The organism is Kitasatospora sp. NPDC036755, from assembly GCF_040636595.1.
GTDB lineage: Bacteria > Actinomycetota > Actinomycetes > Streptomycetales > Streptomycetaceae > Kitasatospora.
In genome coordinates, this window is record NZ_JBEZUT010000048.1 from 21,962 (window position 1) to 35,383 (window position 13,422).

General features: G+C 71.8%; 10 protein-coding genes and 1 pseudogene. 2 read left to right on the top strand and 9 right to left on the bottom strand.

What is annotated here, in order from left to right:
• Window positions 1–132: 132 nt before the first annotated feature.
• The 6 genes and pseudogenes from AB0E96_RS10360 to AB0E96_RS10385 form a co-directional block, all read right to left on the bottom strand.
• Complete coding sequence (locus AB0E96_RS10360) at window positions 133–1,254, bottom strand: hypothetical protein (RefSeq protein WP_359820988.1); 1,122 nt, start codon at window positions 1,252–1,254, stop codon at window positions 133–135.
• Between the two features lie 1,556 nt (window positions 1,255–2,810).
• Complete coding sequence (locus AB0E96_RS10365) at window positions 2,811–3,005, bottom strand: hypothetical protein (RefSeq protein WP_359820990.1); 195 nt, start codon at window positions 3,003–3,005, stop codon at window positions 2,811–2,813.
• 910 nt (window positions 3,006–3,915) lie between these two features.
• Window positions 3,916–4,683, bottom strand: a complete 768-nt coding sequence (locus AB0E96_RS10370) for an ATP-binding protein (RefSeq protein ID WP_359820993.1) — start codon at window positions 4,681–4,683, stop codon at window positions 3,916–3,918.
• A gap of 53 nt (window positions 4,684–4,736) precedes the next feature.
• A pseudogene (locus tag AB0E96_RS10375) lies at window positions 4,737–6,344 on the bottom strand (transposase family protein); the annotation flags it as partial.
• A 162-nt stretch (window positions 6,345–6,506) separates the two neighbouring features.
• A complete protein-coding gene (locus AB0E96_RS10380; protein ID WP_359820996.1) occupies window positions 6,507–7,790 on the bottom strand; it encodes an ATP-binding protein in 1,284 nt (427 codons plus the stop codon).
• A gap of 1,030 nt (window positions 7,791–8,820) precedes the next feature.
• The gene (locus AB0E96_RS10385) at window positions 8,821–9,528 is read right to left on the bottom strand and encodes a hypothetical protein (RefSeq protein WP_359820998.1); all 708 of its coding nucleotides are present in this window, start codon (window positions 9,526–9,528) and stop codon (window positions 8,821–8,823) included.
• A 26-nt stretch (window positions 9,529–9,554) separates the two neighbouring features.
• Between AB0E96_RS10385 and AB0E96_RS10390 the strand changes: the two genes are divergently transcribed.
• A complete protein-coding gene (locus AB0E96_RS10390; RefSeq protein WP_359821000.1) occupies window positions 9,555–10,334 on the top strand; it encodes a hypothetical protein in 780 nt (259 codons plus the stop codon).
• 512 nt (window positions 10,335–10,846) lie between these two features.
• Here the strand turns inward: AB0E96_RS10390 and AB0E96_RS10395 are convergent.
• Window positions 10,847–10,969, bottom strand: a complete 123-nt coding sequence (locus AB0E96_RS10395; protein WP_359821002.1) for a hypothetical protein — start codon at window positions 10,967–10,969, stop codon at window positions 10,847–10,849.
• Between the two features lie 210 nt (window positions 10,970–11,179).
• A complete protein-coding gene (locus tag AB0E96_RS10400; protein WP_359821004.1) occupies window positions 11,180–11,752 on the bottom strand; it encodes a hypothetical protein in 573 nt (190 codons plus the stop codon).
• Between the two features lie 308 nt (window positions 11,753–12,060).
• On the opposite strand from AB0E96_RS10400, the gene AB0E96_RS10405 reads away from it, so the two are divergent.
• The gene (locus AB0E96_RS10405; RefSeq protein ID WP_359821006.1) at window positions 12,061–12,840 is read left to right on the top strand and encodes a hypothetical protein; all 780 of its coding nucleotides are present in this window, start codon (window positions 12,061–12,063) and stop codon (window positions 12,838–12,840) included.
• 24 nt (window positions 12,841–12,864) lie between these two features.
• Here AB0E96_RS10405 and AB0E96_RS10410 read toward each other — a convergent pair.
• Window positions 12,865–13,422, bottom strand: a 558-nt coding sequence (locus AB0E96_RS10410; RefSeq protein WP_359821008.1) for a transposase, incomplete at its 5' end; no start/stop codon positions are given.

The following is a 13,422-nucleotide window of genomic DNA, read 5'->3' on the forward strand; positions in this document are numbered from 1 at the left end:
GCCGCGCGGGCCCGGCCGATGGACAGCCGCCGGGGAACAGCACAACCGTCCCCGGCGGCAGAAGGGGAGCGGGCATGCGGCGGGGGAACGGACTCCGTCAGCCGGACCGCGCGCCGTGCCGCCCGGTCTGTGCTACCAGGTGATGATCACCAGGCCGTCGCCGCCGCGACTGCCGTCCAGACCGTTCTGTCCGGAGTAGCCCCGCTGGCCGGGAATGAGGGTGTCGGAGCCTCCGCCTCCGCCATCGCCTCCGTTGCCGCCCTGGCCGCCACGGCCGCCGACGCCCACCCCGGCCGGGACGGGGTAGGTGCTCCCGTCCGGGAGGGTGATCGAGAGAGGGCCGGCCGACGCTCCGCCGGCGCCGCCCTGGCCGGCGTTCGCGTTGGTCTTCCCGCCCAGGCCGGGGGCGCCCTTGTAGCCCGCGTCGCCTCCGTTCGCTCCCGCAGTGCCAGCCGCCCCGGAGGCCCCTGCGGAGCCGATCGGAGGCTGACCCGGCCAGGGGTGGGCGTCGCCGCAGGACGACAGGAACGCCCCGTTGGTGCCGCCCGGGCTGCCGCCCCTGGCCTTGCCGCCGGTCGTCGTGTTCTCGTTGCCGCCCTGCCCGCCGCCGGAGTCGCCGCTGCTGGCGCCACCACTCCCGCCGGGAGTTCCCGCGCTCGACTTGCTGACGGTGTCCCAGTCCCCGCCGACGGGGCTCAGGCCGCTGCCCAGCTCAGCCTCGAAGTCCTGGCCCCGGCCGGTGCTGCCGGGCCGGCCGTAGCTCCCGTCCGAGCCGTTCCCGCCGAAGGCCCAACCGCCCGAGCCGCCGGAACCGCTGGAGCCGCCCTTGCCGCCATCGCCCCCGCGGCCGACGACGACGTTGAAGTTGTAGAAGTTGCCCAGGTTGAGGGTGCACTTGACGAAGTGGCCGCCCTGTCCGCCACCGCCGCCCGCGCCGCTGGCCCCGCCACCGCCACCGCTGCCGGGATAGCCGGTGTTCTTTCCGCCTTCACCACCGCCACCGCCGGCGCCGCCCTCCCCGCCGCCACCGCCACCGCCGGCGCCCCACAGGTAGACGGTGACCGACTGCGCGGGCGGCCGCTCCCAGCCGAGCTGCGTCTTGGTGAACACCTGGTAGTTGTGCGGTCCGTCGGCCGCCCGGGGAGCGGACGGCGCGGCCACGGCGGTGCCGGTGGTCGTCACAGCCAGCACCGCGGCGGTGGCCGCGAACGCCAGCACGCGGCCCGGCCCGGGGAACTTCTGAGTGATTGTCATGAACCCTATGGTCTGAACCTCTGGCACCGCCACGGGCCGATCCGCACCGAACTCACCCGATCGGGTGAGTCGGAGGCCGTGACGTCACACCCCGGCAACGCGGAATTGGGCACGGGTACATTGAGGTCACCCTCAATCCCCGAACCGCTCGTGCCCCGGCCCCCGCTGCCGCCGAAACCAGCCAGTCCGATCACTCCCCGAACAGAGCCCGGCCCACAGGCGCCGGAGCCTGTCCCGAAAGCGGTTCTGATCGCATCCGATCGGGCAGAACCACCACCTCCACGGTCCGAACTCCAGACCGTGGAGGACTGCTCACAGCTTCTTCTAGATCCGAGCCCGCCTCGTAGGCGGCGTAGCGGCTCTGACCTGCGGTTGGGAGTTCGGGCGGGGCGGAAGTCGCGCGTTGGCGGGGCGAAACCTACCCGGTGGTGCGTGACCGTGAGGGCGACGGCGGGTGTCCGGTCTCGGTGAAGGCGGCGAACACCGCACTCAACATGGCGAACCGGAGCTCAGAGACTCCAACGGTCCAGACAACCGCCATGATCACTGAGCTGTCGGGTGACGCGTCGTCTCGTCGAAGATGGCGGACCGCAGGTCACAGCGTCGGCCTTCGCCAAGTTCACCGAGAACGGACACTCAGGACTCGACCCCGCACGGCGCCGGGCCCGCCAAGGCGCCCCACGCGGCAGGGGTCGCCTCACCCCCTCCCGGTGACGCCCCCGGCACAGCCCCGGCCGCACCGCCGACCCCGCGCGGAGCAGCCCCGAAGGGCCCAACCCCGAGCCCACCCGGCGTCCCGCCCTCACAGCGGGCGCCGCCCGGCGGCGGGCGCAGTGGGCGGGCACGGGCCCAGCAGGTTCCGTCACAGCGGGACAGTGACGGAACACCACGAACAGGCCTCCACCGTGTGCCGGCCCCGCCGCGAACAACCGCTGCCCGGCCCGGCGAACAGACCGGGCCGAGCCGGACCGCGACACCGGGACAGCAGCGGCGACGCCAAGGCGACAGGCCGGACGGCAGGCGGCAGGCCGGGACGTAGGTCAAGGATGAACAACGGGCACGACCCGAGGTCCGGGGCAACGGCGATGTCGGCCGCGCGGGTCGGCCGGTGACGCGGCACAGCAAGCGGTCGCGGCGACCGGGGACCATGGGTGACCACCCGGCGGCGACCGCGCTCAGCACGGCGGACCGCGGTTACAACGACGGCACCGGCGCGGACGGGACGGGACGTCACCGGGGCGAGCCGGACGGCAACCCGACGACGAGGCCGGCAGCGGGGGCAGGACGGCCCGACTGCGAAGCCGGCAGCCGACGCCGGAGCCCGACAACCGCCGGAACGACCACGCCGGGACGAGGCGCCCTGGCAAGCCCAGCAACGACCCGGTGCAGCAGCAGACCGGGGTGGGCCTCAGGCGAGCCGGACGCCGGGCGGGGCGGCAACCGCCTAGGTGCACGACGCGGAGGCCGACCAGCCGCCGGCCTCCAAGGAGAACCCGACCGTCGCCGAACCGACCGGACGACCTACCGTCCGGCACGGCGCAGGGCACTGCTGCGCTCTAGAGCGGGACCCCGAGGTGGACCCACCGCGCGAAGACCTCGGTGAGCACTGCCTCGGTACTGGCCTGCCGCCGGTTCAGGGCCAGGCCGGTGGCCGCGGCCCGTACCACCGGGCCGTCCAGGTCCAGGACCGCCACCACCGGCTCCAGGTCCGCGACCATCTCGGCCGGTGTCCGGCCCCTCGGGTAGTCCACGCTCTCCCCGAGCGGTGCCGCCCATGTCAGAGCGGGGCAGGCCGAGGACCTGACTGGCCGCCTCTAGTCCAGCCGTGCCCTCCAGCCGCCAGGTCTTGTGCCGGTCCTTGGTGTTGCCGTCGGAGGCGACCAGGCCGTACAGCGTGAGGTCGCCGAGCGCCTGCCGGATCGGATCGGGGCCGTGATCGTTTGACATGGCAGGGGACGTCCGCCGGGGCGCCCGCGGTGGATACGCGAAAAGAGAGCGCTGTGACTGTGACGACTGATAACCAGCCGATCCGGATCACCTGGTGGAGCACGCAGACCAGGCACTTCACATTCGACGGCCTGACGACGATCTGCAAGAGGAAACTGCCTGTGCAGGCACGGGTCGGCGCCGAGGAGCCGCAGTGGTACCTGAAAGGGAACTGCTACAACTGCGCGCGCAACCTCTACACCCGTTACCGGGACCTCGGGCTCATCTGCCCGCGCAACGGCCGGGACTTTCCTCCCAGTCCCCAATGCCCGCACCAGCGAGTTCCGGGGGACTGTGTCCGCTGCACCCCTGCTGCGGCGCAGAACTGGCCGTGTCCCAATGGGTGCACCGATCCGGTCGACCATGACCCACTTCGCCGGTACACGAAGTGCACGGCGCATCCGCTACGACGTGAGCCGGTCGCTGAGGGCGAACGCTGTGCCGGCGGGTGCGAGACCGTCGAGCGGGCCATGCACCGGGCGAATCCAAGGCTGCACTTCGACCTAGCCGACAGTGCCTCAATGGACTGCTACCACTGTGATCTGGAGGTCGATGGGTGGTGGGAATGACCCCTCACTCCCCCGCTGACGTGGGCACCAGCCAGTGTCGAGGCGGCGGGTACACAGGGCCCGGTCCTGAGCGAGCGTGGCCCGGGGTCGCAACGGGCGGAGCTGGTCAGCCGGTTGGGCCAAGGCGGCTGAAGGCCCATCGGAGCACTTCCTGGTCGACGCGGGTGCGGCCGGTGCGTTGGAGGGCTGTGTGGGTGTGGGCGGTCAGGCGGGCCCAGTTGCGGAAGTTGCCGTGGGCTGCGTGCTGGTCGGCGAAGGCGATGTCGGCGGGGTCGGCTTCGGCCCAGAGGGGGTGGTAGAGCGGGATGACGTCCAGAACCTCGTCGGAGGTGAGGCGGGCGAGGCGCTGCCAGATGAAGATCCTGGAGGAGAGCATCGGTTCCTTGCGCAGGGTCTGGTAGCAGCCTTCTCCGCCGACGAAGACGACGGCGAGCTGGGTGTAGGGGTCGTCCCAGAGGTAGCGGATGTACTCCAGCTGGTCGCTGGAGAGCCATTGGGCCTCGTCCAGGACGAGGGTGCGGGGGTGGGCGGCGAGGGCGGTCTTGAGGAGGTGGTCGAACTCACTGGCGTAGCGCGGGGGCTGGCCTGGTAGTCCGAGGCTGGTGAACAGTTCGTGGCGCACGGCGCGGGTGGTGGGGCGTGCGTGGAAGGTGATGCGGTGGATCTCTTCGCCGGGTTCGAGTTCGCGCAGGCAGCTGGTCACCGCGACGGTCTTGCCGAAGCCGGCGCCGCCGTGGATGCACATCATGGCGCGGGCGGCGATGGTGTCGGCGAGGTTCTCCCGCACGGTGAGCAGCGCGCGGGTGGCCACGAGGCGGGCCTGGGGCAGGGTGACGTACTGGTCGGTGGGTGCGGGTGGCAGGCGGCGGGTCACGGGGCGTCCTGTCCTGGTGGGCCGGGGGGCGGGGTGGGCCGGGGCGCGGTTCTCACGGTGGCGGGGGTGGGCCAGTCGGCGGGTGGTGGGGCGGGCGGGATCAGGTCGGGCAGGGCCAGCGCGGCGAGGCCGCTCTCGTGGTGGCGAGACAGCTCCCGGGCCACCTCGGTGGCGGTGGCGGCATGCAGGCGGCGTGGTGCGGTCGGGGTGGTGGCGGGGGCGAAGCGCTGGTGACGCAGTTGCTCGGCGGCCTTGGCTTCGGCCCGCAGGCGCTGGGCGCGCCGGGTGCGGGCGCGGCGCAGCGCGCCGAGTTGTTCGGGAGTCGCTTCATCGGCCAGGTGGGCGGTGCCCAGGCGGCGGCCGGCGGGGTCACAGATTTCGATCTCGTGGGTGTGGTGGGGCATGAACCGGGCCCTGACCTCGCGGCCGGCCTGGCCGGTCATCCAGTCGGCGAGGTAATCGCGGTTCTGGAAGCGCACACCGTGGCTGGTGATGACGCGGGTGCGGCCGTCGTCTTCGAGGGTGAACGACCACAGGTCCGTGGGCGGGATGTCGGTGAGCGGTGTCGGGTCCTGCTGCCAGGCCTGGAGCGGGGTGTGTCCGTTCAGGCCCTGCGGGTGGTGTTCGGTGTTCCACCAGGTGACCCAGGCCAGGACTTCGGAGGTGAAGTCCTCGAAGGACAGGACGGGGGCGGTGGGGAGGCGGTCGGGGCGGCGGCGGGGCTGCTTGGTGCGGTAGCCGGGCAGGGCAGCGAACAGCATCCTGGCCGCGCTGCGGTTCAGGTGCTCGATGCTGCCCTTCAGGTGGGGGCTGTAGGCGGGCAGGTCGTCCACGGTCGTGCCCAGCGCGTCGAACGCCGCGGTGACGGTGTGGGAGAGGAAGTCCTTGCCGCGGTCGATCCGCACCGTCTCCGGCCGGCCCCCGACCGGCCCGTACGGGCCGACGCGCAGGACCGCGGAGCGCAGCGCCGCCAGGATCGAGGCGCGCGACGGGACTCCCGGGGTCACCGCCACCCCGGTGATCGCTTTCGTCGCGCAGTCGATGAACCACGTGACGTACGGGCGCACCAACTGTCCGTCCGCGTGCACGCGCAGCGGGGCCTGGACGTGGTCGCCCTCCCAGACGTGGTTGCGCCAGGTACGGGGGCGTTTGCCGAACACGTCCAGCGCCCGGGCCGCCTCAGGGCCATTGCGGTACCCGGCCCGCTCCCCCGCCGTCAGATCACGACGCACCGCGCGCAGGAACGTCGCGAGCGACGGCAACCGCTCCAACGCCGGGACCGCGGTCGGTGGTGCGCCGCCCGGAACCGCCGGGCGAGCCGGCCGGGGCGGGAATGCCGGCGGGGTGGCCCCGCCGGACGCGTTCTCGGCTCCGCTGGCCGCGTTGTCGGCTCCGGTGGGCGAGTGGGCGCGGGCGACAAGCTCGCGGTGGACCGCGGAGGCGTTGCCGCGCCAGTAGGCCAACAGCACCCGGACCTCGGGCGTGATCTCGAACCGGTCGGTGCGGCGAGCCCCGGGATCGTCCGCGCTGGCGGGCGTGACGGTGGCGTCGGCCAGCCACCGCCACACCGTCCGCTCCGAGACCGCCAGGCACTGCGCCGTGGTGTGGACGTGCGCGCGGGTGAGCCGGCCCTCGGCACGCAGAGCGAGCAGACGACGCACCGCGGGAGCGCGCAAGGCCTTCAACGACACGGCGTCCAGGGCGGGCTCGGTCCTGTCCGGCGCGGGGGCCGCGACGGTGGCGGTGGCGTCGGGGGTGGAGGTGTTCACCGGTGTCCTTTCCGCAGCGTGGCGGTCGGCACGGCAGCGCGGTGGCGGCCGGGGTCAGGGGTTGGGGCCGAGCCGGGAACACGCCCTGGACAGCAGCGGGCCATCGGCACCGGTGCCGGGGCGCTGGTCCAGCGCCGCATAGGCGTGGGAAGTGATCTTCGCCCAGGTCCGGAAGTTCCCCCGCGCACAGGTCTCGTCCGCGTGCAGCAGGTCGGCGTCGGCCGCCGCGTCCCACAGCGGGTGGAACAGGCGCAGCACCGTAGGGACCTGGGAGGCCTCCAGGCGCGGGACGTGCTGCCAGGTCAGCACTCGCGAAGCCAGGGCCGGGGCCCGGGCCAGCGTGCGCTCGGCGCCGGCCCCGCACAGCACCAGCGAGGTCCGGGTGGTCGGGGCGTCGGCCAGCAGACGCAAGTAGTCCAGCTCCGGGGCGGCGATGCGCTGCACGTCGTCGATCAACAGCACCCCAGGGGAGCTGAACGCGTCGATGAGCGCGCGGTCGGCCGCATCCGTGCGGTTCGTCAGCGCGGTCGCCGGCAGGCCGAAGGCGGTCAGCAGCGCGGCGCGCAGCTGCGGCAGGGCCGGCTTCACCGCCACCTGCGCCTGACGGACCGGCACACGGCGTGGCAGCAGGCCCAGAGCCTGGTGGACCGCGACCGTCTTGCCCTGCCCCGCATCCCCGTAGACGCAGGCGATCCCCCGCGCGGCGACCGTGTGCCCGAGCGCCTCCGTCACCTCGCCCAGCTGGCGCGTCGCGACCACGTGGGCGCCGGGCACGTACAACCGCACCCCCAACGGAACGGCCCCGACAGAGCCATCGGGCACGACCGCCGGAACGGGATCGGCAACCGGTGTGGCCTGGCCGGCCATGTCGACCGTGCCCGGCAACGCCAGCTCCGCGAGCGCCCGGTCATACACCGCCGACTCCACCCGGCCACGCCCAGGCCGCACACCCTGCAGAACACGGCCAGCCCGCTGTTCCCGGCGCACCGCGCGGTGCAGCGTCCCCAACGACGGCACCGGTCCCGCGGACTCCTGGCCCGGCCCGCAAGCGGCCTGTCCGGTCAGCTCGCGGTGCAGCGCCGCCACATTCCCGCCCAGCTCGCCGAGCCGGGCCCACAACTCGTCCGTGACGGCGAAGCCGCGACGACGCGAGACCGCCTCCACACGACCCGACCGCCGGGCGATGGCCAGCCAGTTCCACACCGTCCGCACCGACACCCCAGCCGACTCGGCGGCGATCCGCACATGCACCGACGACAACTGCCCGGCCTCGTCCACCGCGAGCAGCCGCCGCATCACCACCCGCCGCTTCAGCGCCCGCTCCCCCGAACGGGACACCAGCGGGTCCTGCGGCCCGGGCACTGGAGCAGCCACCGGGACGGGGTCGGACGACACGGACAGAGGCGCAGCGGTCATGGGTACCAGCCCACTCCCCAAACACAGCAAGCCGCACAGGAACGAGCATCCTCGTGTCAGCCACGGTTCTGGTGTGCTAGGCACAATCAGCGTGTCATGACAGCGAGATGGTCACCTCATGACAGCCAGGGTCTGTGGCGTCTCCAAGCAAAGGCCGAGATCAGCAGCCCTCCCTTCTAATTTCAGGCGCTGCTGACCACCCTGCTGACACCACCCCACCCACTCACAGCGGCCCCTGACGGGCCCTCAACCACAGACCCCCGGACGGATTCCGAAGCGAATCCGGCAGCGTTTTCGGAGGCGCTTAAATGGCTTTCACACAGATCCATTCTACAATCCCCTGGCGGACGCTAGAGACGAACGGACAACCTCATGGAGACCGTCCATCACGGCTCTATCAGGCCGCACCAGCGGCGGGAATAGGAATTCCCTCCAACTCCATTTCGAGCGGCAATCCGAACCCACTCGGAGGCACAGCGACAAGGAATCGAGTTCGGACACCTCGAAAAGGGGCCTACGGCCCTCCCAGACCGACACGGCGACCGCCCTTCCCGACCACCCAGGAAATCCCGCCCAGCATCACCCGGACAATTCCCGAAGCAGCGACACCAAACCGAACACCGGACCAGGGCAGCCACCAGGGCTCAGCAACGGGCAGCCCCGGCCGCGAGCGGGACACCACCAGGGCGGGCGCGGACACGGCAGGCCGGGACGGCCACGTCGGGCGCAGCAGGACGGCCTGGCGGCCGACCAGGGCCGGGCCGCGGGCAGGCGCTGGCGGGCAGGGATACCACCACGGCGGGCTCGGGCACGGTGGGCAGGACAACCGCCAGGACCGCCGACTCCTAGCCGTCGTCGGCACTGACCTCGGGCGGGACACCACCAGGACAGGCACGAGCACGACGGCCACGTCGGACGCAGCGGGACAGCGGGGCGCAGCCCGGCTGTCCCGTCAGTCGTGGATCTGCCAGGCCCTCTGCGGTAGCCAGTGAGGAAGGTCGTCGAGCGCTTCGGCGGGGTAGAACACCGGCCGGGTCAGGAGGTGGTCGCCCTCCCGTTGGACGTTGATCACGACGCCGAGGGACTTCGAGGAGGGCACGCCCGCGCTCATGTAGGCGAGCTCATCGGGCCGAGTCTCGGCGCGCTCGCACATCCACTGTTCCAGCGCGGAAGGCACCCGGCCTACGAGCGCGGTGCCGTCGGCGGTGACCTGCGGCCCGCGCAACGCGTCGACCGCGATACCGGACAGCCGGCCGTCCCGGTAGTAAAGATGCAGGCCGAACTCCCTGCACCGGCCCTCCGAGACCCTCCACGTATTGTTGCCGCGCCCGCCGACCCACGTACGGTGCTCGCTATCCCCGGTGACACCGAGCAGGGCCTGCGTCACCTCGTCAGCGCCCATCCCGAAGCGCAACGGCCCCACCGCCGCGAACGGCTCCAGCGCCCACTGCACGCGCTCCTCGTCCGGCCGGACATGCCACCATCCCATAAACATGATCAACACTCTGCCCGTCACCACCGACAAGGCGGGGCGCAGCAGGGCCGAACGGCCCGGACGGCAGGCCGCCGAACACACCACCAGGAGAAGGCCGGCCCCGACAGCGGCCCGGACCAGCACGGGTACCTGCAGCTCCAGACGGTGCCCCAGGACAGCCAGCACCTGCAGGCCGTCGGTAGGCTGACGGCATGGCAGGCCTACTACGGTTCGGCGCGCTGCTGGCGCGCCTGACGGGCCACCGGGCGCTCGACTCCGCCACGCTTGCGTCAGCGGCCGGCATCGACCCTGCAGAGCTGCAAGCCGTGCTCGGCGGGCAACCGCCGACCGGACGGCTCTTGCGAGACCTCGGACCAGCACTCGGCCTGCACGCCGCCGACCTGTTCGTTCTCGCCGGACAACCGGTGCCCGACGACCTGACACCGACCACCCGGAACCCGAACTGGTCGATCAGCGCCGTCGTCTACAACACGATGGTCATGCCCGCCGAGAACCGGCGACCGCTGCTGGACGCGATCCGGGCGCAGCCCCTGGTGCGGCGTGAGGGGCGTGGTGGGGTCGACCGGCCGCACCACCGGTACGAGCCGGGCTTCGGCGCGGTGCTCCTGGAGCTCGCTCACAGCCGGAACCTCACCTGGACGTCTACGGTCAGGGCCCTGTACGCGGTCACCGACGGACGGATCTACCTGTCACCGTCCACCATCGGCGGGATCGGCCGCGGCGCCGTGGAAGCGACCCCCGAGCTGGTAGCCGGCTTCGCCGGAGTGGTCGGTATCCCCGCCCCCGACCTCGCAGCGCTCGGCGGCATCCGCCTGCCCGACGACCTGCCACCCCTCCACACCCGGGCCACGGACCTGGCCACGGTCATCTGGGAAACCCGACGCCTGACCACCGCCCAGCTCCAGGACATCGAACTCACCTCCCGCCACCTCGCCGGCCGCGGACCCACCTCCCCCACCAGGACGGCCTGACGGCCAGCCGACCCGGGACGGGGCCCCACGGCGGCCTGACGGCCCCCCACCTGTCCAGCGAGCGGCACAGCAAGGCGGGCATGACCCCGACGGCGACGCGGCCTGGACGGCGGGACGGCGACGGCAACGCGGCAAGGCGAGCAGACGGCGCAGCCCGGCCGGAACGACCCGTACGGGGCGGGGCCCAGCGGCTCCACCCCCGGACGAAACCGAACACCAACCCCCGCCACCACCCCGCCAACCACAATCCCAACCCAAATTCAGACCACCGCAGGCAGCGAATCCATAAAAGCAGCAGCACCGAATACCCGGCGGAATTCACCCCGAAAACAAGACCAACAACACCGAGCCCACCCACCGAACAGGACGACCCGACCCCCGACCCCACCCAACACCACACACAGTCACCAAACCAGCCACCCGACAGCACCTCCAGGACACCTCGACCCGCCCAACCAAAGGTCCAGACAACCCGGCATTTGGGGCCGTTCCACACCCCACAACACAACAGGTCACACCCAGCGGCCCCTCGCCGGGTAGAGCTTGGCGTGCACCACACGGTCCTCCCACCACGGATCGTCCGGAGTGGAGACCAACGCGGCCACCAGCTCGCGCCTGGTCGGGACCGGCAGCACCAGCGGGCCCAAGTCCTTCGCGGCGCGGTCCTGTACGCACTCGGGGCACTCCAACGGATCCGGGCCGGCCTTCTCCCGCAGCTCCAGCCCCGCGCCCTCCTTCCCCCCGATCGAGCCCCGGCACGTCCAGCACGGGCGCAGCGCAGCGTTGGTCGCGCGGACCGGACGAAGCGGCAGCGCCCCGCAGGATTGGTGTTGTCGGAGGAGGGGCTAAGCCGCAGGAGAGCCAGCCACCGCTCCGCGCGCGATGCGGGCGCGGCCGTCTGGCGACAGGACAACGAGGTAGTGCCGGTCCGTGTCCTCGACACGGACCAGTGTGATGGAGGTTTTGGCCGCTGCGAGCGCCTCGGCGGCCGGGCCGGCCGCCTCCGTCATCCGGTCGATCCGCGAGTGGAAGCGGGTGAGGTCCTTTGCCGGGCCGGTGATCCAGATCGCGATCCGCGCACCCCGGCGCAGCGCGGCGAGCAGGTCCGTACGCAGCGGCCCGTCTTCGGCTTCCTGGAGAAGCAGGTCGTGCAGGCGTTCCTGCCCGCATGGCTGGGACGGCGCCCCCTCGGCCAGCGCTCGACACTTGCGGCACGAGGCCAATGCCCGCGGCTGGAAGTGGTGCAGGAAGAGCTTCAGGTACCGGCCGCGGATCCCGCACAGGGTACGGCCCGCTCCCCCGGCGTGCTCGACACCGGGCACGCCTTCGACCTCGACCGCAGGGAACTCGGCCGGCTCACGTGCGGTCGCGAACGACCACGTCCCGCCCGAGGCGTCGAAATCAGGAGTGTCGACCATGCCAAGCAGCATGCCACGCCGAACAGCTCGCCTCCCACGCGAGGGCGCGGGGCAGCCGCACGACCCACATGCCGCGCTCCTCGACGAGGTGCAGGTTCGTCCAGGGCGGAGACCAGCGCAGCCACCAGCTCACGCTTGGACGGGACCGGCAGCATCAGCGGGCCCAAGTCCTTCACGGCGCGGGCCTGCACGCACGTCGAGCACTCGATGGCCTCATCCCCCGCCAGGTGGACTTGTCCCGGAAGGCGCCACGGAGAAGGGGCAGTTGATGGAGGCTTGCGGCAGGCTTCGAGACGAGGAGAATGCCGATGCAGACGGACCACGCGCACGACCACAGTCGGGACGGGGTACGGAGGTTCTCGGTCCCGCTCGACGACGCTGAGAAGCGGGCGGACGCTGCCGCGGTGGCCTCGCTGTACGACGCGGCGATCGACGACTGCCATGAGTGCCTGCGGGAGCTGCTGGGACGCGTCGCCCGTGACGCGGCGGCCACCGCCTGCCTAGCAGGCTGGGTGTGCCTGATCATGAGCGAGACCTACGGCGGGTTCCCGGACGAACTTCTGGAGTACAACGGTCCCGACTCCGCCGCGTTCAACCGCATGGCGAAGGTCTACCAGCAGGTGTTCGGCCACCCGACCGACGTCGTCTACGGAACCTGCGAGCAGCTGACCGTGGAGGAGCGCGGCACAGCGTGCGTCTGGGCACTCGGGCTTCTGCTCGCACCCGACCATACGAGGCCGGCCTGCCAGCGCCGGAGGACTGCTGCCCGGACTGCGCCGGTAACGAGGACGGCGACATCCTCGTCATCACCGACGACGGGACCACGCGCATCCCGGGGACCCCCGCCTAACCACCTGCCGCTGATCGACCAGCGAACACGCCGGCGCCTCGACCAGCTCCCGCTTCGTCGGGGCGAGCGGCAGCGGGCCCATCTCCTCCACCTGCCGATCGGCCGCGCACTGCGGGCACTCCAACTGGTCAGGGCCAGCCTTCTCCGCAGCTCCAGCTCCGAGCCAGCCTTCTCGCCGATCGAACCCTGGCACGTCCAGCACAGCCGCAGCGCGGCGTTGGTCGGGTCTGTCCAGTGAACGGTGTAACTCGGTTGGGTTGAGTTAGCGGCGGCCGGCGGAGAGTCGGCCGTCGAAGGTGATCTCGAAGGCGTTCAGCGCGGCCTTCCAGCGGGTCATCCAGCGTTTGCGGCCGTCACCGGTCGGGTCGAGAGACATGACCGCCATGTAGACGCGCTTCAGGGCCGCCTGCTCGTTCGGGAAGTGCCCGCGCGAGCGGACGGCCTTGCGGATGCGGGCGTTCACGGACTCGATTGCGTTCGTGGTGCAGATGACCCGGCGGACCTCGATGTCGAAGCTCAGGAACGGCACGAACTCGGCCCAGGCGTTCTCCCAGAGCCGCACGATCGCCGGATACTTCCTGCCCCAGGCCTCGCTGAACTCGACGAACCGCTCCAGGGCGGCGTCCTCGGTCGGCGCGGTGTAGACGGGCTTGAGGGCCTTGGAGATCTTGTCCCAGTCCTGACGGGCCGCGTAGCGGAACGAGGCCCGGATCAGGTGGACGATGCAGGTCTGGGTGACGGCCTGCGGCCAGACCGTGCCGATGGCATCGGGCAGGCCCTTGAGGCCGTCGCAGACGACCATGCAGACGTCCGCGACGCC

Coding starts and splice junctions, on each gene's coding strand:
- AB0E96_RS10360 (WP_359820988.1), bottom strand. CDS start 1,254: ATGACAATCACTCAGAAGTTCCCCGGGCCGGGCCGCGTGCTGGCGTTC.
- AB0E96_RS10390 (WP_359821000.1), top strand. CDS start 9,555: ATGGCAGGCCTACTACGGTTCGGCGCGCTGCTGGCGCGCCTGACGGGC.
- AB0E96_RS10400 (WP_359821004.1), bottom strand. CDS start 11,752: ATGGTCGACACTCCTGATTTCGACGCCTCGGGCGGGACGTGGTCGTTC.
- AB0E96_RS10405 (WP_359821006.1), top strand. CDS start 12,061: ATGCAGACGGACCACGCGCACGACCACAGTCGGGACGGGGTACGGAGG.